The sequence below is a fragment of the Pseudomonas sp. LBUM1669 genome (assembly GCF_059695705.1).
Window position 1 is genome coordinate 6,138,842 of sequence record NZ_CP166784.1, and the last position, 21,669, is coordinate 6,160,510.

General features: G+C 60.8%; 24 protein-coding genes. 11 read left to right on the forward strand and 13 right to left on the reverse strand.

Annotation, left to right across the window (positions count from 1 at the left end; all coding sequences use genetic code 11):
* Positions 1–62: 62 nt before the first annotated feature.
* The 5 genes from ACA051_RS28600 to ACA051_RS28620 form a co-directional block, all read right to left on the reverse strand.
* Complete coding sequence (locus tag ACA051_RS28600) at positions 63–1,301, reverse strand: heme biosynthesis protein HemY (RefSeq protein WP_497372808.1); 1,239 nt, start codon at positions 1,299–1,301, stop codon at positions 63–65.
* Positions 1,298–2,440, reverse strand: a complete 1,143-nt coding sequence (locus tag ACA051_RS28605; RefSeq protein WP_497372810.1) for a uroporphyrinogen-III C-methyltransferase — start codon at positions 2,438–2,440, stop codon at positions 1,298–1,300. Before ACA051_RS28605 ends, ACA051_RS28600 begins: the two co-directional genes overlap by 4 nt.
* Positions 2,441–2,456: 16 nt before the next feature.
* Complete coding sequence (locus ACA051_RS28610) at positions 2,457–3,224, reverse strand: uroporphyrinogen-III synthase (protein ID WP_497306331.1); 768 nt, start codon at positions 3,222–3,224, stop codon at positions 2,457–2,459.
* Entirely contained in the window at positions 3,221–4,162 is a 942-nt protein-coding gene (hemC, locus tag ACA051_RS28615; RefSeq protein WP_497372812.1) for a hydroxymethylbilane synthase, read from the reverse strand. Before hemC ends, ACA051_RS28610 begins: the two co-directional genes overlap by 4 nt.
* A 138-nt stretch (positions 4,163–4,300) precedes the next feature.
* Positions 4,301–5,047, reverse strand: coding sequence for a LytR/AlgR family response regulator transcription factor (locus ACA051_RS28620; RefSeq protein ID WP_497306335.1), 747 nt, complete (start codon positions 5,045–5,047; stop codon positions 4,301–4,303).
* A 461-nt stretch (positions 5,048–5,508) separates the two neighbouring features.
* Here ACA051_RS28620 and argH point away from each other — a divergent pair, with 461 nt between their 5' ends.
* A complete protein-coding gene (gene argH / locus ACA051_RS28625) occupies positions 5,509–6,903 on the forward strand; it encodes an argininosuccinate lyase (RefSeq protein ID WP_497306337.1) in 1,395 nt (464 codons plus the stop codon).
* A 112-nt stretch (positions 6,904–7,015) separates the two neighbouring features.
* Here argH and ACA051_RS28630 read toward each other — a convergent pair whose 3' ends face one another.
* Positions 7,016–7,675 carry a glutathione S-transferase family protein gene (locus tag ACA051_RS28630; protein WP_497372814.1) on the reverse strand — a complete coding sequence of 220 codons (660 nt, stop codon included), beginning with the start codon at positions 7,673–7,675 and terminating at the stop codon, positions 7,016–7,018.
* Between the two features lie 125 nt (positions 7,676–7,800).
* Here ACA051_RS28630 and ACA051_RS28635 point away from each other — a divergent pair, with 125 nt between their 5' ends.
* The 3 genes from ACA051_RS28635 (at position 7,801) to ACA051_RS28645 (ending at position 11,743) form a co-directional block, all read left to right on the forward strand.
* Positions 7,801–8,085, forward strand: coding sequence for a hypothetical protein (locus tag ACA051_RS28635; RefSeq protein WP_497306341.1), 285 nt, complete (start codon positions 7,801–7,803; stop codon positions 8,083–8,085).
* 376 nt (positions 8,086–8,461) lie between these two features.
* Entirely contained in the window at positions 8,462–8,707 is a 246-nt protein-coding gene (locus tag ACA051_RS28640; RefSeq protein ID WP_094470036.1) for a TIGR02647 family protein, read from the forward strand.
* 192 nt (positions 8,708–8,899) lie between these two features.
* Positions 8,900–11,743: a class I adenylate cyclase gene (locus ACA051_RS28645; RefSeq protein WP_497372816.1), complete on the forward strand. Its 2,844-nt coding sequence runs from the start codon at positions 8,900–8,902 to the stop codon at positions 11,741–11,743.
* Between the two features lie 6 nt (positions 11,744–11,749).
* Here the strand turns inward: ACA051_RS28645 and rnk are convergent, their stop codons facing one another.
* The 3 genes from rnk to cyaY all read right to left on the reverse strand — a co-directional run bounded on the left by rnk (position 11,750) and on the right by cyaY (position 13,005).
* Complete coding sequence (gene rnk, locus ACA051_RS28650) at positions 11,750–12,160, reverse strand: nucleoside diphosphate kinase regulator (protein ID WP_497306345.1); 411 nt, start codon at positions 12,158–12,160, stop codon at positions 11,750–11,752.
* Positions 12,161–12,449: 289 nt separating this feature from the next.
* Positions 12,450–12,668: a DUF1289 domain-containing protein gene (locus tag ACA051_RS28655; protein WP_497372818.1), complete on the reverse strand. Its 219-nt coding sequence runs from the start codon at positions 12,666–12,668 to the stop codon at positions 12,450–12,452.
* Between the two features lie 4 nt (positions 12,669–12,672).
* The gene (gene cyaY, locus ACA051_RS28660; RefSeq protein ID WP_305447385.1) at positions 12,673–13,005 is read right to left on the reverse strand and encodes an iron donor protein CyaY; all 333 of its coding nucleotides are present in this window, start codon (positions 13,003–13,005) and stop codon (positions 12,673–12,675) included.
* Positions 13,006–13,245: 240 nt separating this feature from the next.
* On the opposite strand from cyaY, the gene lptM reads away from it, so the two are divergent.
* Genes lptM through ACA051_RS28690 form a run of 6 tightly spaced genes read left to right on the forward strand, consistent with a single transcriptional unit; the run spans position 13,246 to position 17,853 of the window.
* On the forward strand, positions 13,246–13,419 hold the full coding sequence (lptM, locus tag ACA051_RS28665) for an LPS translocon maturation chaperone LptM (RefSeq protein ID WP_075946461.1): 174 nt from the start codon (positions 13,246–13,248) through the stop codon (positions 13,417–13,419).
* A 9-nt stretch (positions 13,420–13,428) separates the two neighbouring features.
* On the forward strand, positions 13,429–14,676 hold the full coding sequence (lysA, locus tag ACA051_RS28670) for a diaminopimelate decarboxylase (protein WP_497306348.1): 1,248 nt from the start codon (positions 13,429–13,431) through the stop codon (positions 14,674–14,676).
* Positions 14,677–14,680: 4 nt separating this feature from the next.
* Entirely contained in the window at positions 14,681–15,511 is an 831-nt protein-coding gene (gene dapF / locus ACA051_RS28675; RefSeq protein WP_027926405.1) for a diaminopimelate epimerase, read from the forward strand.
* Positions 15,512–15,524: 13 nt separating this feature from the next.
* Positions 15,525–16,250 (forward strand): DUF484 family protein, encoded by a 726-nt coding sequence (locus tag ACA051_RS28680; RefSeq protein WP_497306350.1) that lies wholly within the window; start codon positions 15,525–15,527, stop codon positions 16,248–16,250.
* 2 nt (positions 16,251–16,252) lie between these two features.
* On the forward strand, positions 16,253–17,152 hold the full coding sequence (gene xerC, locus ACA051_RS28685; protein ID WP_090178141.1) for a tyrosine recombinase XerC: 900 nt from the start codon (positions 16,253–16,255) through the stop codon (positions 17,150–17,152).
* Entirely contained in the window at positions 17,149–17,853 is a 705-nt protein-coding gene (locus tag ACA051_RS28690; RefSeq protein ID WP_497372820.1) for an HAD family hydrolase, read from the forward strand. The genes xerC and ACA051_RS28690 overlap by 4 nt, the downstream gene beginning before the upstream one ends.
* Before the next feature lie 191 nt (positions 17,854–18,044).
* Here the strand turns inward: ACA051_RS28690 and sutA are convergent, their stop codons facing one another.
* The 4 genes from sutA to glnK form a co-directional block, all read right to left on the reverse strand.
* The gene (gene sutA, locus ACA051_RS28695) at positions 18,045–18,368 is read right to left on the reverse strand and encodes a dormancy-specific transcriptional regulator SutA (protein WP_094470027.1); all 324 of its coding nucleotides are present in this window, start codon (positions 18,366–18,368) and stop codon (positions 18,045–18,047) included.
* Between the two features lie 101 nt (positions 18,369–18,469).
* Positions 18,470–18,895: a secondary thiamine-phosphate synthase enzyme YjbQ gene (locus tag ACA051_RS28700; protein WP_008030499.1), complete on the reverse strand. Its 426-nt coding sequence runs from the start codon at positions 18,893–18,895 to the stop codon at positions 18,470–18,472.
* A gap of 213 nt (positions 18,896–19,108) precedes the next feature.
* Positions 19,109–20,446, reverse strand: coding sequence for an ammonium transporter (locus ACA051_RS28705; protein ID WP_010465110.1), 1,338 nt, complete (start codon positions 20,444–20,446; stop codon positions 19,109–19,111).
* Between the two features lie 37 nt (positions 20,447–20,483).
* Complete coding sequence (gene glnK, locus ACA051_RS28710; RefSeq protein WP_002555808.1) at positions 20,484–20,822, reverse strand: P-II family nitrogen regulator; 339 nt, start codon at positions 20,820–20,822, stop codon at positions 20,484–20,486.
* A 417-nt stretch (positions 20,823–21,239) separates the two neighbouring features.
* On the opposite strand from glnK, the gene ACA051_RS28715 reads away from it, so the two are divergent.
* A complete protein-coding gene (locus ACA051_RS28715; RefSeq protein WP_046032213.1) occupies positions 21,240–21,500 on the forward strand; it encodes an accessory factor UbiK family protein in 261 nt (86 codons plus the stop codon).
* Positions 21,501–21,669 lie beyond the last annotated feature (169 nt).

Sequence of the window (21,669 nt, forward strand, 5' to 3'; positions counted from 1 at the left end):
CTCGTTTTACGACTGCTTCGCAGCCGGACGCAGGCTGCGCCAGCTGCTACAAAGGGATCGTTTCAGGCGTAAACGGGCGCTGGGAGTGGTGCCGCCAGCAGGCGCTCGTCCAGCAGACCCAGGCCTTCCTGGAACAGCTGATTGCTGCGCTCTGTGTCGCCGAGCTGTGCGAGCAATCGCGCCAGTTCCGCACAGGCTTCCGGGTTGCGCTGTACCCGCAAGCTGCTTTCCAGATAGTCCCGCGCCTTGCCCCACAGACTGCTTTGCAGACACAGGCGGCCGAGTGTCAGCAAAAGGCTTGGGTCGGCCGGATGATCCTTGAGCCAACCCTCGGCCGTTTGCAGTTGACGAGCCGGATCACTACCGCGCACCAGACCGTAGAGACGAGCCAGATGACTGTCGTACTTGCGCTTGAGCGCCGTGCGCAGAACCTCCTCCGCTTCGACCTGTGCGCCCAGTTGCCGCAGCTGCTCCGCGTAGGCCAGCACCAACTGTGGTTCCTGGCGCTGAGCCGAGGTGAGTTGCTGCCAGGCGCGATTGAGCGATTGCAAACCGACCGTGCCATCCGCTTCCTGATGCGCCGCCAGGGAAAGGTTTTCACCCCACGCCCGGCGTTCCAGATCGGCCAGCTCGGCGGGCGGCAAGACTTTATCCTTGCGCAGCTCAGGCAGCAGGCGAATCACCGCCGACCAGTCGCCGCGCTGCTGATGCAGACGCTGCAACTGGCGCAGGGTCTGAACGTTATGAGGATGACGCTCGTGCATGGCTTGCAGCGTCACCAGGGCGCCTTCCGTGTCGCCACGGTCGTTCTGCAACTGGGCGTGACTCAACGCAATCGCCAACTCCGCCTGGGGCTGGCGTTCGAGGGCGCGCTCCAGCAAGTTGTCGCATTCCTCGTAGTGACCTTGTTCATTGGCGGCGCGTGCAGCCCCGAGGTAATAGAGCAGCGGCTGTCGCTCGGCTTCGGCGGCGCGATGCAAATGACGCTGCGCACTGGCCCAGCGTCCTTCTGCCAGGTCCAGCTGACCGTGTTCGATCGCCACTTGTACCCGTCGGCTGCGATTGCGTCGCGACCAAGGATTGACCACGCCGCTGGAAGTCATCACCAGCTCGATCAACGCCTTGATGCCCCAGAACACCAGCCAGAGCACCGAGACCAACACCAGGGTCGCCCACAGGCTCGCTTCATAGCGGAAGGTCTTGTAGGCGATCAACACGTAACCGGAATGCTCGGCGATCGCCAGGCCCAGTGCGGCGGCTGCGGCGATGACCAGAAACACGATCACATAGAGGCGTTTCATGGCGTGGCCTCCTGCGCAGTGTTCGCGGCCGGTTTTGCCATCGGTTTGATCGAGTCTTCGGCGTTGACGTTACGCCGCTCCAGATACCCCTGAACCGCACTCAACGTCCCGGTCAGGTCCGGCGTGACCACAGTGACCGGCTGCTTGCTCAACTCACCCACCTGCTCAAGCATGACTTTGCTTTGAGGGTTGTCCGGGTTGAAGTTGCCCGTCAATACATCACGCGCCTCGGCCAGCGCCTGGGTGTAAACCGCTGCCTGGCCATTGAGCGCGGCCCATTGCGCCTGCTCCAGCGCCAGGCTCAGCGCCAGACGCACCTGACTCAGGCTCTGCCCTGCCAGCAAAGGGCGAACATTTTTGTCAGCATTGAAGTCGATGCGGATGTAGCGCGAAATCTGATCCCACCACTGCGCCCAACGACTGGCACCGTCGCCATCGGCCGTCAGACCCAACAGCGATTCGCCACGATCCTTGTACTCGGGGGCCAGCTCGGTGAGGTCGATGACCTGATCGCGCAACGCGCCCAATCGCAGGAACAACCCGGTACGATCCGGCTGTGCTGTGCTGCGCAGTGCCACCAGGGTTTTGGCCACTTGCTCGCGAGCGGCAAAGGCACCCGGATCGTTCTGTTCACGCAGAATTTCATCGGCGCCCTGCACCAGGGCCTGAGCGCTGCTGATGTCCTGCAACGCAGAAAGGCGCAGGCTAGCCAGACGCAACAAGTGCTCGGCTTCGGCTAGACGCCAATCCTTGCGACTCGCACCGAGGACGGTTTCCAGACGCTGATTCAAGCGTTGCTGATCACCTTGCAACTGCGTCACCAGGCGGCTGCGAGCGTCCAGTTCTTCGGCCGCAGGCATTTGTTCAAGGCGCGCGCTCAGGCGCTGTTCATTGAGTTTCAGGCTCTGCGCCTGATCGTTCAACGCCTGGACCTGGCTCAACTGCTGCTGATTGTTGGCTTGCAGGTGACGCACCTGCCAGACACCCCAACCGCCCACGGCAACACCGGCAGCGCCCAGCAGCAGCGCGACGATTGCCAGCCCATTGCCCCGGCGCTGCACTGTGGCAGGTGGTGGAGTTTCAACCGGCGCTTCAAGCACCGGCAGCACGTCATCTTTAGGCAAGGCTGTTTCGCTCACGTATCCATCCTTTGCATTAGAGAACGGGTTCGGGATGCTCCCGTAACGCCGTCAGCAAAGCCGTGGCACTGGCGCCACGACAATCCACAACTGTTTGGGCCCCGGCGGCACGTGCCAGCTCGGCGACCCGGGGGCTTGGAACAAACAACGGCAACCGCGCCATTTCAGGCCAGGCATCGCCCGCCAATTGGCGCAGGTGCTCAAAACCCTGTCCACTGCTGACCACCAGCCCGTTCAAGCGTTCCGCTTCGATCCGGTCAGGCAGCGCCGTCGACGGGTATTGAGGCAGTCCGCGACGGTATAACTCCAGATACTCGACACTAGCACCAAGCTCGCGCAAACGCTCAGCCAGCAACTCGCGCCCGCCCTCCCCGCGCAGGATCAGCACCCGCGGATCGGGTCGGGCAATCGCCTCGCGCAACGAGGGAAGTTCGAGCAAGGCTTCGCTGTCATCGCCCTCAGCGGGATAACTCACGTCCAGCCCGTTATCCGCCAGGATCTGCGCAGTCGCCGCGCCCACGCTGAACCAGCGTGGGGACGGTGGCTGTGGCCAATACTGATTGAGCAGGTCAACGCCGATTCTGGCGGCCGGTTTACTGACCACGATCACCGCACAGTAACGATCCAGCCCCCGAATCACCTCGCGCATTGTGTCAGAGACAGCAATCGGCTCGATCTCCAGAAGCGGCAAGCTGCTGCTGAAAATCCCCGCTTGCGACAAAACACTGGTCAGCGCCGCCGACTCATCCGCAGGGCGCGTCAGCAGCAGGCGCCAGCCCGTCACTCGTGACCTGCCTCGCCATAGACCGCCTTCAGAATGTCGCCGGCGCCCTGGCTCAGCAAGTCTTCAGCCACTTGCACACCCAAGGCTTGCGCATCGCCACGTGGTGCGCGGGCCTCGGCGCTGAGCAGCAGGCCGCCGCTCGGATCGCCCACCAGACCGCGCAACCAGATCTGCTCGCCTTCAAGCACGGCGTAGCAGGCGATTGGCACTTGGCAGCCGCCATTCAGGTGTTTGTTGAGGGAACGTTCCGCGGTCACACGGGTGGCGGTGTCCTGGTGATGCAACGGCGCCAGCAAGGCGTGAATTTCGCTGTCAACGCTACGGCATTCGATGCCGACCGCGCCTTGGCCACCGGCCGGCAAGCTGTCGTCGACGCTGATTGCCGAGGTGATGCGCTCTTCGAAGCCCAGACGAATCAGGCCGGCGGCCGCGAGGATGATGGCGTCGTATTCGCCGGCATCAAGCTTGGCCAGACGCGTGTTGACGTTGCCGCGCAGGAAGCGGATTTCAAGGTCCGGGCGGCGGGTCAGCAACTGAGCCTGGCGGCGCAGACTGGAGGTGCCGACGATGCTGCCTTGCGGCAAATCATCCAGGCTGGCGTAGGTATTGGAAACGAACGCATCGCGCGGGTCTTCGCGCTCGCAGATGCAGAACAGACCGAGGCCTTCGGGGAAATCCATCGGCACGTCTTTCATCGAGTGCACGGCGATGTCGGCTTCGTTTTCCAACAGCGCGGTTTCGAGTTCCTTGACGAACAGACCCTTGCCACCAATTTTCGACAGGGGCGAGTCGAGCAGCTTGTCGCCACGACTGACCATGGGCACCAGCGTCACAAGCAGGCCCGGATGAGCCTGCTCCAGGCGGGTCTTGACGTATTCGGCCTGCCACAGGGCAAGAGCACTTTTGCGGGTGGCGATGCGGATTTCGCGAGAGGACATGGATCAATCCGTACTGAATAGATACGGCGGATAATAACAGCTCAGCCAAATCCACTTTGACTTGTATCAGACACTGCGTGGCCTCCCTGGCCTCAGACGTCCAGCAATCGGGTGTGAAGTTCGCCTGTGAACAGCGAATTAAAGCTGTTGCATCATTTTGCGCACGCCGGCCACGTGGCGACGGCTGACGATCAGGGCATCGCCATTGAGGCCTTTGAGGAACAGCTGAAAATGCCCCAGCGGCGTGCGTTGCAGGCGTTCGATGCGTTCGCGGGCGACCAGAGCGTTGCGGTGGATGCGCACGAAACGATCGCCGAATTCATCTTCCAGAGCCTTGAGCGGTTCATCCAGCAGCACTTCGCCGCCTTCATGACGCAAGGTCACGTATTTGTGGTCGGCAATGAAGTAGACCACCTGACCCAACGGGATCAGCTCAATGCCTTTACGTGTCCGGGCACTGATGTGGCTGCGTGGGCCGCTACCGCTTTCGGCGGCTGGACGGGTCAGGGCTGCGAGCTGGACGCGATTGGGCCGCTCGGCTTTTTTCAACGCATGTTGCAATTGATCTGTATGCACAGGCTTCACCAGATAGCCCACGGCGCTGGCCAGCAGGGCTTCCACGGCAAATTCATCGGACCCGGTGCAAAACACCACGGCGGGCGGGGTTTCGCGTTCGCACAACCGGGCAGCCACTTGCAGGCCATCAAGGCCTGGCATGCCGATATCGAGCAACACGATATCCGGCTTGTGGCTGTCGATCAGCGCTAACGCCTCTTCGCCGTTCGTGGCGCTGGGCTCCAGGACAGTGTATCCCTCAAGTTCGCCAACCATTCGGCTCAGGCGCTCGCGGGCTAGGGGTTCGTCATCAACGATCAGGACATTCATATTGCGCTGGATTCCTGCGTGAGTCTCGCACAAGGATAGCGTAGACAGGTGAAGTGACGTCCGTCACCGCGATCCACGCTAAGACTAGCGCGAGGGCCAAAAAGTGCCGCGAGACCGGCGGCTAAATTTTCATCTGGCAAGTGATTGGAGGCTCTGGCCCGCATAAGCGAGGTATCGCCGTAGGGTTTGCCGATACACAATATGAACACCCCCTCTTCTTATAGTCAGCCGCAGCGCCGAGAAGTGCGCTGATCCTACTGTCCAACTGTAGACGGTTGCCGGGACGATATTGCTCAATTGAAAAATATCGTTGCGCAATTTCCCACAAGGCATGTCCTGAGTATGGACCTCGCCTTGTGAAAAAAACCTGTCGACCAGTGTCAGCGACAGGATTGGCAACCCTGTTATTATCCGCGGCAGCTTCCAACGTCATTTTTTCTTCAGCCGACACGAGCGAATTCATGAGCACTGACAAGACCAATCAGTCCTGGGGCGGCCGCTTCAGTGAACCCGTCGACGCCTTCGTCGCCCGCTTCACCGCCTCCGTCACTTTCGACCAGCGCCTGTATCGCCACGACATCATGGGCTCGATCGCTCACGCCACGATGCTGGCCAAGGTCGGCGTGCTGACCGACGCCGAGCGCGACAGCATCACCGATGGCCTGAAGACCATCCAGGGTGAAATCGAGGCCGGCCAGTTCGACTGGCGCATCGACCTCGAAGACGTGCACATGAACATCGAGGCGCGCCTGACCGACCGCATCGGCGTCACCGGTAAAAAGCTCCACACCGGGCGCAGCCGCAATGACCAGGTCGCCACCGACATCCGCCTGTGGCTGCGTGACGAGATCGACTTGATCCTCGCCGAAATCACCCGCCTGCAAAAAGGCTTGCTGGAACAGGCCGAGCGCGAAGCCGGCAGCATCATGCCGGGCTTCACCCACCTGCAAACCGCGCAGCCGGTGACCTTCGGGCACCACATGCTGGCCTGGTTCGAAATGCTCAGCCGCGACTATGAGCGCCTGGTCGACTGCCGCAAGCGCACCAACCGCATGCCGCTGGGCAGCGCTGCGCTGGCCGGCACCACTTACCCGATCGACCGCGAATTCACGGCTCAATTGCTGGGCTTCGATGCCGTCGGCGGCAACTCGCTGGACAACGTGTCCGATCGTGACTTCGCCATCGAGTTCTGCTCCGCCGCGAGCATCGCGATGATGCACTTGTCGCGCTTCTCCGAAGAGCTGGTGCTGTGGACCAGCGCGCAGTTCCAGTTCATCGATCTGCCGGACCGCTTCTGCACCGGCAGCTCGATCATGCCGCAAAAGAAAAACCCGGACGTGCCAGAGCTGGTGCGCGGCAAGACCGGCCGCGTCTTCGGCGCGCTGATGGGCCTGCTGACCTTGATGAAGGGCCAGCCACTGGCCTACAACAAGGACAACCAGGAAGACAAGGAACCGCTGTTCGACGCCGCCGACACCTTGCGCGACTCGCTGCGGGCCTTCGCCGACATGATCCCGGCGATCAAGCCCAAGCACGCGATGATGCGCGAAGCCGCGCTGCGTGGTTTCTCCACCGCGACCGACCTGGCGGACTACCTGGTGCGCCGCGGCCTGCCGTTCCGTGACTGCCACGAAATCGTCGGCCATGCCGTGAAGTACGGCGTAGAAAGCGGTAAGGACCTGGCAGAAATGAGCCTGGAGGAACTGCGCAAGTTCAGCGACCAGATCGATCAGGACGTGTTTGCCGTGCTGACCCTGGAAGGTTCGGTAAACGCCCGCGACCATATCGGCGGGACTGCGCCGGCGCAGGTCAAGAAGGCTGTGGCGCGCGGTCAGACATTGCTCGCCAGCCGCTAAAAGCTTCGCGGGCAAGCCTCGCTCCTACGGGATTCACGCCGATACGAAATCCGCGCAAATCCTGTAGGAGCGAGGCTTGCCCGCGAAGGCATTCTTGAAAACGCTACAAAACCTACTTCTTGGACGCGACCATCGCCATAAACGCCGGCATCGCCGCTTCCTTGTCCGCCGCAATCCGCTGCACGTTCGGGTTCTGCTCCAGTCGCTCCAATAGCGCCTGGGCTCCCGGCATATCCGCCAGCAGATCGATATCGAACAGCTTATGCGCCACCGCACAGGCCAACGGTACGCTGTACAAGAAATACAGATCCGCGATGCTCAGACTGTCCCCCGCCACATAAGGGGAGAATTTGCCGTGCCTGCCCAACGCAGCAAAGCCTGCCAACAGCTCTGCCTTGGTCTTGTCCTTGATCGCCTCCGGCACCTGCATACCGAAAAACGCCTGGGGGTAACAGGCGCGAGCCGGCAACTCGATGTACAGCTCGATTTCCTTGGCCAGCGCCAACACCTGCGAGCGCTCGAACGGATCGCTCGGCAGGAGCGGCATACCTTTCTGACTTTGCTCGATGAACTCGAGGATCACCGCAGTTTCGTTGATGAAACCCTGCTCGGTGCGCAAGACCGGCACCTTGCCGCGCGGACTGATGGCCAGCGCGTCCGGGCTTGTGCCGGCATAAAACGGTACTTCTTCAAACGGCACGCCCTTCTCCAGCAGCGCCAGCTTGACCATGTTGTAGTAGTTACTGACGGAAAATCCATAAAGCTTGAGCATCACAAAGCCTCCAGGCCGTGCGGGGTTGGCAGTGCCTGTTTATAGAACGCCGCAGCGATTCCTGCCAGCAGCATCACAGCGCTGAATGCAGGTAAACTGGCCGCCTTAAACTTGAGGAGCCTGCCATGAGCGAGCCAACCGACATCGATAACGACGAAGAAGAATTCACCGAAAACACCCTGATCGAAGCCATCGAAAACCAGATCGAAAGCGACAACCCGCCAGCGGCCAAGGCCACTTTCAACAAGCTGACCCTGGTGGGTTACGAGCGTGAGGAAATCCTCAACCTGATGGCCCACGTGTTGGCGGTAGAAATCGACGCGATCCTCGAAGAAGACCGCCCGTTCAATACCGAATGGTACGAAACAGCGCTGCGTGCATTGCCAGAGTTGCCACCCGAAAAGAAGTAACCCCGACCTCCAGGGCGCAGGCCTCTGTGGCGAGGGAGCTTGCTCCCGCTCGAGTGCGAAGCGCTCGCAATATCTTCGACAGTTGCCGAGATTTTGGGGCTGCTTCGCAACCCAGCGGGAGCAAGCTCCCTCGCCACAAAAACCCCTTTGCCACAGAAGCTCCATCGCCTCACAACCTTCTCTCAACACAGATTGTCACCAATCTCCTCCGCCTTCCCCCTGACCCTGACTACACTGAATCCACCCCGCTGCCGCACCACCCGCCGGGGAATGCATCCCGAGGCGAAAAAACCCTGTCGCGAGCACTGGACATGCCGCACGAGTGGGCTCACCTTAGGGGCGCTGTCGTCCAATTCCTAGAAAGTCTGGAGTCCTTATGTCGCTTACCCCTGAGTTGGTTGCCGAACTGGAAATCCTCGCCCTCTTCAACCTGGACAGTTCCCAGGAAGGTTTGAAAATTCATCAGACCGCTGCCCCGAAAGCCATTGCTGCCGCTCAACGCCTGTACGAAAAAGAACTGATCGACCAGCCCGATGGTGGTTATCTGACCAGTCTGGGTCGTGACGCCGCGCAAAATGTGCAAACCGTTCTGACGATTCTGAGCGTCCAGGAAACAGCCTGAGCATTACCGCATCGCCCACGGAAACCCCTGCTACGGGATTTCCGCGGGCACACTTTTTTGACCTGCGGTCGCCGCACGGTATAAATCTGACGTCAAAAGCAAAATCAGCTTAAAAGTCCCAGGCCCGAGGCGCTAAACTGCCCCTCATCCGCAGACCCCACGTCCGAGCCTCGCGAGCCGGTTTGAGCTGACATGACCCGCACCCATGAAATCCGCCCCGATCTGGACGAGGGAATCGACCGCAAGGTTCTCAGTCAGCTGCGCGCACGTTTTCTGAAGCTCAACGAAGGCCGCATGGCCCGCGCCATGGAAGGGTTGTCGCCCCGCCAGCAAACGGTGCTGACGCTGCTGCCGCTGTTTTTCCACGTGAATCATCCGCTGCTGCCCGGTTATGTGTCGGGCAGCACACCGGCCGGTCTGTCGAGTTTCGAGCCTGACGCCAACGCCCTCGCTGAAGCCCAGCGCCTGACCCGATCGTTTTCCTATAAGCCACGCCACGGCAGCAACCCGCCGCGACCGATCCACGGGCTGTTCCTGATGGGCAGCCTCGGCACCCTGGCCCAGGCCGATCAAAGCGACATGGACGTGTGGGTCTGTCACAGCCCGGACTTGAACGAGAACGAACTCGCCGAGCTGCGCAAAAAGTGCCAGTTGCTTGAGGCCTGGGCCGCCAGCCAGGGCGCCGAGGCGCATTTCTTCCTGATCGACCCGGCCCGCTTCGTGCTCGGCGAGCGCGATACGCAATTGAGTTCGGAAGACTGCGGCACCACCCAGCACTACCTGCTGCTGGATGAGTTCTACCGCACTGCGATCTGGCTGGCCGGCCGCACGCCGATCTGGTGGCTGGTGCCAGTCTACGAAGAAGCCGCCTACGACCGTTACACCCACACGCTGCTGTCCAAGCGTTTCATCCGCGCAGACGAGTCGCTGGATTTGGGGCATCTGGCCTATATCCCGCCGGGGGAATTCATCGGCGCGGGGCTCTGGCAGTTGTTCAAGGGCATCGAGTCGCCCTACAAGTCCGTGCTCAAACTACTGCTGACCGAGGTTTACGCCAGCGAACACCCGAAGGTTCACTGCTTGAGCTTGCGCTTCAAGCAGGCAGTGTTCGCCAATCAACTGGATCTCGACGAGCTCGACCCCTACATCGTCGTTTACCGGCGCATTGAGGAATACCTCACCGCGCGTGGCGAGCCGGAGCGCCTGGAACTGGTACGCCGTGCGTTGTACCTGAAGGTCAACCGCAAGCTCACCGGCAGCAGTCGCACCCAGAGCTGGCAACGTTCACTGCTTGAGCGTCTGGCTCACGAATGGAACTGGGATCAGCGGCAACTGGCACTGCTCGACAGTCGCAGCCAATGGAAAGTCCGCCAGGTCAGCACCGAACGCCGAGCCCTGGTCAACGAGCTGAACTACAGCTACCGCTTCCTGACCCAGTTCGCCCGCAACGAGCAAACCGTCAGCCTGATCAACAAACGCGACCTCAACGTGCTGGGTCGCCGGCTGTATGCGGCCTTTGAGCGCAAAGCGGACAAAGTCGAGTTCATCAACCCCGGCATCGCCCCGGACTTGGCCGAAGACACCCTGACCCTGGTGCAGGCGCCCAACAAGAAAGAACCCGGGCAAACCCAGTGGGGCTTATACAACGGCAGCCTGGCAGCCCACGAGTGGGAACATTTCGCGCCGATCAAGCGCAGTCGGCAACTGCTGGAGCTGCTGACCTGGTGCCACCGCAATGGCGTGATCGACAGCAGCACCCGCCTCGCCTTGCACCCCGGCACCAGCGATTTGAGCGAGTTCGAACTGTTCAACCTGCTCGGCAGCCTGCAACAAAGCATCGCCCTGCCATTGGCGACGGTCGCCGAAGAGCCATTACTGCGCGCCAGTGTGCCGAGCGAAGTGCTGATTCTGGTGAACGTCGGCGTCGACCCGCTCAAGCATCACCGCGACCTTAATATCCTGATGACCACCGAGCGCACCGATTCCCTGAGCTACGCCGGTGTCCGGGAAAACCTGGTGCTGACCCTGGACCAGGTCACGCTCAACAGCTGGAACGAAGTACTGGTCAATCGCTACGACGGCCCTCACGCCCTGCTTGACTGCCTGCGCGACTACCTCAACAACTTGCCGAACGGTCCACTGCAACCCAGGTTGAGGGTGCGCTGTTTCTGCCACAACCGGGCGCAATTCATCGCCCGGCGAGTCGAAGAGGTCCTCGATACCGCGCAGAACCTGCTGTTGAGCCAGCTCAATCATCGTTACCTGGTTCAGGTCCAGCAGCATTACCACGTGCTGGAGCTGGTGCCCGGCCAGGTCAATCACGTCGCCCTCGCCACGTTGCCAGCGCTGTTCGATTACCTGGGTGAAGAGCTCGCGAGCTACAGCCCGCTGCACCTGGACCCGATGGCACTGGAAGACCACGACCTGGCGCTGATCCTGCCCATGGGCCAGCCCGAATGCATTCAGGTGTTCTACCGAATCACCGAACAGCAGGCGGATCTGTACGTCCTGGACGAGTTCAATGCCCTGTGGCAGCAGCGTTTGCCCTATCACGACGAACAAAGCCTGCTGGTGCCGCTGCAACGGTTCCTGCAATCGATCCAGTACCGACGCGACGCCTTGCTGCCGATGAACGCCGCCCAGCCGCTGAACCTCGACACGATGTATTACCAGCTATTGCCGTCAGGCCCCGGCCGGGCGCGTCGCGTCGAAGCCCGGCCGGCGCCGCAAACCCCGATCAACAAACCGTTCTACGACGTGCAGGCGATCATCGGCAAAGCCGCGCCGGGAGAGGTGCAGGTCACGTTGTATTGCAATCAGCGGGAGTTTTCAGAGCTGGAATATGGCGACCAACTGTTCAGCGTGGTCGCCCAGGAAATCGTCGAGCAGCGCCGGGAAACCGAACGCTATCGCTGCTACATCACCGACCTGGACCTGTCGGGTCTGCTCGGTGATGCTCAGAGCTCAAGTAATTTGTACTTGCGCTACAAGGCCGACCTGGAGCGCGCATTGAATGAGGCGCTCGAGCAGGTCTGAAGGGTTTTACTCCGTGAAAGCGCCGCCATTGGCCGGCTGCGATTCAACTTCCAGCAGGGTCAGTTTCAGGGTCTTGCCGCCCGGAGCCGGCCAGTCGATGTGCTGACCCACTTTCATACCAAGCAAAGCACTCCCAACTGGCGCAAGAATGGAAATTTTGCCTTCGTCAGCATTGGCATCCTTCGGGTAAACCAATGTCAGGTGATAGTCCTTGCCGCTGATTTCTTCACGGCAATGCACCCGGGAGTTCATGGTGACGACATCGGCAGGCACTTCATCGTGACCGACCAGGGTATCGGCGCGATCCAGTTCGGTTTGCAGCGCGATAACGCCCGGCAGCGTGTCGTCCAGGCTGTCGATCAGGCGTTCCAGACGTTGCACGTCCAGACGGGTGAGGGTGATGGAAGGTACGGTCATGATTGAGGCAGACTCCTTTCTTCTGCACAGAAAAAGCAAAACCCCGCCAGAAAAAGGCGGGGTTTTCACGAGCCTCGATGGGTTGAGGCGTTTCTGGACACTATCACAGCTCAATAAATATACAAGTGAGGGGCGACCAAGCCCCTGCGCTGACATTTTGAGAGAGGCTTGCCTGTGGCGAGGGAGCTTGTCGGATCGCCGCACCGTCCCGCTCGGCTGCGCAGCAGTCGTAAGCTTTTTGGGGCCGCTTCGCAGCCCAGCGGAGCAAGCTCCCTTGCCACAAAAGCTCTTATGCCAAGGCTTTGCGCTGGACTGCCTGGGCGCAGATAACCCGGCGGCGATCATCGTCGGCCGAGTGCCATTCGCGGATGTCTTCGACATGGCGAAAACACCCGAGGCAGACTTTCTGTTCGTCCAGCCGACACACACCGCTGCACGGCGAGGGCACCGCCGGGCTGACATTGCTGTAGAGCGGCTTGGGAGGGCGAAGTGGTGCAGGCTGGGTCACGATCTCACAGACCTTCGAAATCGAGCTCGACGTCAGCTTGCTGCTTGACGATGCGTTCAAGCATTTCGCCCAACTGTTCTTCACTCTTGTCGCACATCCAGCGCTCGCTTTCGGCGTCGTAATCGAAGTGGAAACCACCGGACACGGCCGCCAGCCACAGCTGCCGCAGCGGTTCCTGGCGGCTGAAGATCAACTGGCTGCCGTTTTCGAACTTGACGGTGAGCACACCGGCAGAGCTCTCCAGATCGATATCCAGGCCACTTTCGTCAAAAATATCCTCCAGCGTCTGCTGGGTGGCATCGACCAGATCGTGGAAACGGGCTTCGGTCAAACTCATTACGGCAACCTCAAAAAGTGTCTGTTCACGCTCAAGCGCCGCAAGATACGGGCGAGCCCCGGTGATTGCAAAGGATAACGATCAAGCACTGATATAGGTACATCAAACGCTCCCACAGGGATTACACCTATCTGGCCGGTATCGGGCCAAGCCCCGCCGGACGGGAGCTGCGTTACATAGGCAAGCTGCCGGGTGGCCGGTATACTCCGGCGCAATTAACGCATTTTCAAGGATTTCGCCATGAAGCGCCTGATCTCTTCCCTTGCCGCGCTCCTCGCGGTTGCCTGTCTTGTGTCGGCTTGTGGTCAAAAAGGCCCGCTGTACCTGCCTGACGATTCCCAGGACCCTGCCGAGCAGGCCCAGTCCTCGCAAAAGCAGCCGTCCAAAGCACACAAGCACGACGTCTACCAATAAGGGAACGCCATGGACGCTTTTAACTACCGTGACGGTGAGCTGTTCGCGGAAGGGGTTGCCCTGTCCGCCATCGCCGAGCGCTTTGGCACACCGACTTACGTCTACTCCCGTGCGCACATCGAAGCCCAGTACCTGGCTTACGCCGATGCGCTGACCGGCATGCCGCATCTGGTCTGCTTTGCGGTCAAGGCCAACTCCAACCTGGGTGTACTGAATGTCCTGGCGCGTTTGGGCGCCGGTTTTGACATCGTTTCCCGTGGCGAGCTGGAACGCGTACTGGCCGCTGGCGGCAGCGCCGACAAGATTGTTTTCTCCGGTGTCGGCAAGACCCGTGACGACATGCGTCGCGCCCTGGAAGTTGGCGTCCATTGCTTCAACGTCGAATCCACCGATGAGCTGGAGCGTCTGCAAGTGGTCGCCGCCGAGCTGGGTGTTCGCGCGCCGATCTCGCTGCGTGTGAACCCGGACGTTGATGCCGGCACGCACCCGTACATTTCCACCGGTCTCAAAGAGAACAAGTTCGGCATCGCGATCGCCGACGCCGAAGATGTATACATCCGCGCCGCCCAGTTGCCCAACCTGGAAGTGGTCGGCGTCGATTGCCACATCGGTTCGCAACTGACCACCCTGCCGCCGTTCATCGACGCCCTTGACCGTTTGCTGGGTCTGGTCGACCGTCTCGGCGACTGCGGCATCTACCTGCGCCACATCGATCTCGGTGGCGGTTTGGGCGTGCGCTATCGAGATGAAGAGCCGCCATTGGCTGCCGACTACATCAAAGCCGTGCGCGAGCGTCTCGACGGTCGCGACCTGGCGCTGGTGTTCGAGCCGGGCCGCTTCATCGTCGCCAACGCCGGCGTGCTGCTGACCCAGGTCGAGTACCTCAAGCACACCGAGCACAAAGACTTCGCCATCGTTGACGCGGCCATGAACGACCTGATCCGCCCGGCGCTGTATCAAGCCTGGATGGACGTCACCGCCGTGCGCCCGCGTGCTACCGCTGCTCGCGCCTACGACATCGTCGGCCCGATCTGCGAAACCGGCGACTTCCTGGCCAAGGATCGTGAACTGGCCCTGGAAGAAGGCGACCTGCTGGCCGTGCATTCGGCCGGCGCTTATGGGTTTGTCATGAGTTCCAACTACAACACCCGCGGCCGCGCCGCTGAAGTGTTGGTGGACGGTGATCAGGCATTTGAAGTGCGTCGCCGTGAGACGGTAGCCGAGTTGTTTGCTGGCGAAAGCCTGCTGCCGGAGTAATCCCATGCTGCTGCGTTTTACCAAGATGCACGGCCTGGGCAACGACTTCATGGTCCTCGACCTGGTCAGCCAGCACGCGCACATCCTGCCCAAGCACGCCAAGCAATGGGGCGATCGGCACACCGGCATCGGTTTCGACCAGCTGCTGATCGTCGAAGCGCCGAGCAACCCGGACGTGGACTTCCGCTACCGGATTTTCAACTCCGACGGCTCCGAAGTGGAACAGTGCGGCAACGGTGCGCGCTGTTTCGCCCGCTTCGTACTCGACAAGCGCCTGACCGCCAAGCGGCAGATTCGCGTCGAGACCAAAAGCGGCATCATCGAACTGGATATCCGCAGCGACGGCCAGATCGGTGTCAACATGGGCGCACCGCGCCTGGTGCCGACCGAGATTCCATTCGACGCGCCAGAACAGGCCTTGAGTTATAAGCTCGATGTCGAGGGTACGACCGTCGAACTGGCCGCCGTGTCCATGGGCAACCCCCATGCCGTGCTGCGAGTCAGCGACATCAACAACGCACCGGTGCATGAACTGGGGCCGAAAATCGAACACCATCCGCGCTTCCCGGCGCGGGTCAACGTCGGTTTTCTCCAGGTCATCGACCGCAACCGTGCGCAGTTGCGCGTCTGGGAACGTGGCGCCGGGGAAACCCAGGCCTGCGGAACCGGCGCGTGCGCTGCCGCAGTGGCCGCGATCAGCCAGGGGTGGATGGATTCGCCGCTATTGATCGACCTGCCCGGCGGGCGTCTGTCCATTGAATGGGCAGGCCCTGGCCAACCGGTCATGATGACCGGCCCGGCAGTCCGCGTTTATGAAGGACAAGTGCGTCTTTGAGAGAGTCGAATCCATGAAAGATAAGCCCCAGGTTCCCGCCCCACAGCCCGACGAATCTCCTTCCGAAAGCCTTGAGGCGGCGGCGATTGCCGCGTACCTGGAGGCTCATCCGGATTTCTTCGTCGAGCACGAAGAACTGCTCCCGGCCTTGCGCATTCCGCACCAGCGCGGCGACACCATTTCGCTGGTCGAACGGCAGATGACCATCCTGCGCGACCGCAATATCGAATTGCGTCATCGCCTCTCGCATTTGATGGACGTGGCCCGCGATAACGACCGCCTCTTCGACAAGACCCGTCGCCTGATTCTGGCGCTGATGGATGCCAGCAGCCTGGAAGACGTGGTAATCAGCGTCGAAGACAGTCTGCGCCAGGACTTCCAGGTGCCTTTCGTCAGCCTGATCCTGCTGGGTGACAACCCGATGCCGGTGGGCCGCTGGGTTACCCATGCCGAGGCACAAACAGCCATTGGTGGCTTGCTCTCGGAAGACAAGAGCGTCAGCGGCAGCCTGCGTGAGCACGAACTGGACTTCCTGTTCGGCGAAGAACAGCGCAAGCAGATAGGCTCCACCGCCGTCGTCGCCATCAGTCATCAAGGCATCCACGGCATCCTGGCCATTGCCAGTCGTGACCCGCAACACTACAAAAGTTCGGTCGGTACGCTGTTCCTGAGCTACATCGCCGAAGTCATGGGTCGCGTACTGCCTCGGGTCAACAGTTCCCTGCGCTCGGTACGCTGACCATGGAACGGCAACTGGACGCTTACTGCGAACACCTGCGCAGTGAGCGGCAGGTGTCGCCCCACACGCTGTACGCCTACCGCCGCGACCTCGACAAAGTGCTGGGCTGGTGCGTCAAACAGAACATCAGCAGCTGGGCCGCGCTGGACATTCAGCGCCTGCGCAGCCTGATCGCGCGCCTGCATTCTCAGGGTCAATCGTCCCGCAGCCTGGCTCGACTGCTGTCGGCAGTCCGTGGGCTCTATCATTATTTGAACCGCGAAGGCCTGTGCGATCACGACCCGGCCAACGGCCTGGCGCCGCCCAAGGGCGAACGCCGGCTGCCGAAAACCCTCGATACCGACCGCGCGCTGCAACTGCTTGAAGGCGCGGTGGAAGATGATTTCCTGGCGCGTCGGGATCAGGCGATTCTGGAGCTGTTCTATTCCTCGGGTTTGCGCCTTTCGGAGCTGACCGGGCTCAATCTGGATCAGCTGGATCTGGCCGACGGCATGGTTCAAGTGCTCGGCAAGGGCAGCAAGACCCGACTGCTGCCGGTCGGCAAAAAAGCTCGCGAGGCGCTAGAGCTGTGGCTGCCGCTACGGGCCATGACCAACCCGGCGGATGACGCGGTGTTCGTCAGCCAGCAAGGGCGGCGCCTTGGCCCCCGGGCGATTCAGGTGCGGGTCAAAGCCGCTGGCGAGCGTGAGCTGGGGCAAAACCTGCACCCGCACATGCTGCGGCATTCCTTTGCCAGCCATTTACTGGAATCCTCGCAGGACCTGCGCGCCGTACAGGAATTGCTCGGCCATTCGGACATCAAGACCACCCAGATCTACACCCACCTGGACTTCCAGCACCTGGCTACGGTCTACGACAGCGCCCATCCACGGGCCAAACGCATTAAAGGCGATGACTCATGACCCTCCAATTGATCACCTTCGACCTCGACGACACCCTGTGGGACACCGCCCCGGTGATCGTCAGCGCCGAAGCCATACTGCGTGAATGGCTGACCGAGCACGCACCGAACCTGGGTGCGGTGCCGGTGGAGCATTTGTGGGCTATTCGTGAGCGGATCCTGACCAGCGAACCGAGCCTCAAACACCGCATCAGTGCGTTGCGCCGCCGGGTGCTTTTCCATGCACTGGAAGAGTCCGGATACGACCACGGACACGCTTCGGCGCTGGCCGACAAGGGTTTTGAAGTGTTCCTGCATGCCCGGCACCAGATCGAGGTATTCCCCGAAGTCGAACCGACGCTGGAAACCCTGGCCAAGCATTACGCCCTGGGTGTGGTCACCAATGGCAACGCCGATGTACGTCGACTGGGGCTGGCGGATTACTTCAAGTTTGCGTTGTGCGCCGAAGACATCGGCATCGCCAAGCCCGATGCGCGCCTGTTTCACGAGGCGTTGCAGCGTGGTGGGGCGACGGCGGCGACGGCGGTGCATATCGGCGATCACCCAGGTGATGACATTGCCGGGGCGCAGCAGGCGGGGTTGCGGGCTATCTGGTTTAACCCGACGGGCAAGGCATGGGAAGCGGACAAGGCGCCGGATGCCGAGGTTCGCAGCCTGACGGAGTTGCCGGCGTTGTTGGCCCTGTGGAATTCCGTTTCGTAGCGTCTTCGAGATCGCCTTCGCGGGCAAGCCTCGCTCCTACAGGATTTGTGTCGCACGCCAATTATGTGAGCGACGCAAAGCCTGTAGGAGCGAGGCTTGCCCGCGAAGAACGATAACGCGGTCTACTTACCCATCCCCCACGAAAAAGCCCGCAGCGACGGCGGGCTTTTTCAGCAAGCACGAGCAGACGCTTAGATAGGCCGGCTGCCGTACTTGTTATCAGGCTTCTTGGGAGGATCGGCGACCACATTGGCCTCCACTTCCTGCACCTTGCCGCCCTTGGCCAAAAACTCTTCCATGGCCCGCGCGAGAGCATCGCGTTCCTTGTTCTTGGCTTCGACGCTCGGCAGCTCATCGACCGATACCGCTGCCTTGGCTTTACCCTTGGCGGTCGGAACGGGCGTTTCACCGCCGTCGTCTTCAGCGACGTCTTCGGCCGCCGCTTCCAGACCTTCTTCGGTTTCGTCGTCGTCGCCTACTTCGAGGTCGTCGTTTTCCAGATCATCGTCGCTCATGTTCTACCTCATGACTTGCGAAAAGCAGATTAGTTATAGCCCAGCTTCACCGTCTGTCGACAGCCGCCGGAAAAATTCAATAACCGCTGGTGACCAGCGGTTCATGCCTCTTCACCGTGCACGGTGGCAAGGACTTTACGGGCACCGCCAAAATCACGGTGCTCGCCCAGATAAACACCTTGCCAGGTCCCTAGCGCCAGTCGGCCTGCCGAAATCGGCAAACTGAGCTGACAGCCAAGCACGCTGGCCTTGAAGTGCGCCGGGAGGTCGTCCAGGCCTTCGTCGTTATGCTCATAGCCGTCTGTTCCTTGTGGGATCAGACGATTGAAAAATCGTTCGAAGTCGCGACGTACCGCCGGATCGGCGTTCTCGTTGATGGTCAACGACGCCGAGGTATGCTGCAGCCACAAATGCAACAGACCGACCCGGCACGCCTTGAGTTCAGGCAGGCCGGCGAGTAACTCGTCCGTTACCAGATGAAAGCCCCGGGGCCGTGCCCGCAGGGTAATCAGAGTTTGTTGCCACATACAGTTCTCCGCACGTTCGGGGCGCATTCTAGCGCGCTCAGGGAAAAAACAAAGGCCCTAATATTCCTTCAATCATGTAAGCCATTGGCCGCAGAAAAACGCCCGTCGTAAACGCCACTAAACGTGTACGAAAAAACCTATCAGCAGTCCCTTCACTGACAAACGCCAGACAAAAAAATGCCCGGCAAGCCGGGCAAGTTTTTTATGCGCGTATTACAAGTTGTAGCCGCGTTCGTTGTGGAGAGCCAGGTCGATGCCGACAGCTTCTTCTTCTTCGGTGATACGCAGCCCCATGACAGCGTCCAGAACCTTGAGAATGATGTAGGTGACGATCGCGGTGTAGATCACCGTGAAGCCCACGCCTTTGCACTGAATCCAGACTTGAGCGGCGATGTCGGTGACGGTGCCGAAACCACCCAGGGACGGTGCGGCGAACACACCGGTCAGGATCGCACCGAGGATACCGCCGATGCCGTGTACACCGAAGGCGTCCAGGGAATCGTCATAACCGAGTTTGCGTTTCAGGGTGGTCGCGCAGAAGAAGCACACCACGCCCGCCGCCAGGCCGATGACCAGAGCGCCCATCGGGCCCACGGTGCCAGCGGCCGGGGTGATGGCAACCAGACCGGCCACAACACCCGAAGCGATACCCAGTGCACTTGGTTTGCCGTGAGTGATCCACTCGGCGAACATCCAGCCCAGTGCCGCGGCGGCGGTTGCGATCTGGGTCACCAGCATCGCCATACCGGCGGTGCCGTTGGCTGCAGCAGCGGAACCGGCGTTGAAACCGAACCAGCCTACCCACAGCATGGCGGCGCCCATCAAGGTGTAACCGAGGTTGTGCGGGGCCATCGGAGTGGTCGGGAAGCCTTTACGCTTGCCGAGCACGATGCACGCAACCAGACCGGCCACACCGGCGTTGATGTGCACCACGGTGCCGCCCGCGAAGTCGAGCACACCCCAATCCCACATCAGGCCGCCGTTGCCGGACCAGACCATGTGCGCAATCGGTGCATAAACCAGGGTGAACCACACGCCCATAAAGATCAGCATGGCGGAGAACTTCATCCGCTCGGCGAAGGCACCGACGATCAGCGCAGGGGTGATGATGGCGAAGGTCATCTGGAAGGTGATGAACACCGCCTCAGGGAACAGCGCCGCAGGACCGGTCAGGCTCGAAGGCGTGACACCGGCGAGGAATGCCTTGCCCATGCCACCGAAGAACGAGTTGAAGTTGACGACGCCCTGCTCCATGCCGGTGGTGTCGAACGCGATGCTGTAGCCATAAATGACCCACAGAATGCTGATCAGACCGGTAATGGCGAAGCACTGCATCATCACGGAAAGAATGTTTTTGGAGCGAACCATGCCGCCGTAGAACAGGGCGAGGCCGGGAATGGTCATGAACAGCACGAGGGCTGTCGAGGTCATCATCCAGGCGGTATCGCCGGAGTTGAGGACTGGGGCCGCCACTTCGTCTGCCGCCATAGCCAGGCTGGGCATTACGAGGGACAACAGGGCTCCTAGCCCTGCGAATTTACGCAGAGTCATATTGTTTTCTCCTGGGGCGTTGGGTTTGTGGCGGCGTTTAAATCGCGTCGGTATCGGTTTCGCCGGTACGGATGCGAATCGCCTGTTCCAGATTGACCACGAAGATCTTGCCGTCACCGATCTTGCCGGTGTTGGCGGCCTTGGTTATCGCCTCGATAACCCGGTCCAGATCCTTGTCGTCAATGGCGACATCGATCTTCACCTTGGGCAGGAAATCGACCACGTATTCCGCGCCGCGATACAGCTCGGTGTGACCCTTCTGCCGACCGAAGCCTTTGACTTCAGTAACGGTAATGCCCTGCACGCCGATCTCGGACAGCGATTCGCGCACGTCGTCCAGTTTGAACGGCTTGATGATGGCAGTGACTAGCTTCATGAAAACTCTCTCCCGAATTGGTGGACTTGCCCCAGGAAAACAAACCCGGCTCAAGTCTAAGCGCAGTGCCTGGCTTTGTAACGCATCGTCGGCCTTACCTGCCCGTCCGACGCCAGCTAACCGCTCCTCACGAAACAACTCCCCGTTCCGCTTGGCGCACTGCATTCGTCACAGCGACTGCATCAGTGCATGGGTTACTACTGACTAAGCAGAAAGCTTGCCATCTCGCCAAAACCCACTGAATTCAACCCCTTGACCGCTGCCGACAGCCGCTTCCCTCAATCGGCCCGACGGATACGCACAACAACAGTGCGCGGCCGTCCGTCCCCATGCGCGAAAAGCGTGCATCCCTGCTGTCGGAATTGACTATAGACACTGCGTGATACACTGCCCGCCATTGTTGACAGGACATTTCCCATGCTCGCACCCAAAGACTTCCTCGACGCCCTGACCGGCACCGCTTCGCGCCTCTTCAGCGGCGAAACCCCGTTGCCGAAAAGCGAAATTGAAAGCCAGTTCAAGGCGCTGCTGCAGAGCGGCTTCAGCAAGCTTGATCTGGTGAGTCGTGAAGAGTTTGATAGTCAGATGGTTGTGCTCGCACGGACTCGGGCACGGCTGGAGAGTCTTGAGGCGAAAGTTGCGGAGCTGGAAGCGAAGCTCAATCCGCCTGCCGAGTAACACCGCACATCCCCGATGAAATGCGATCCCCTGTGGGAGCGGGCTTGCTCGCGAATAAGGTCACCTCGGTCCTCCAGCCATCCCACACTGGATAGACCACCCTTGTAGGACCTGCCGAAGGCCGCAATCTCCTGATCTGTCGCCCCGCCACCATCTCGGCAACGTCCTA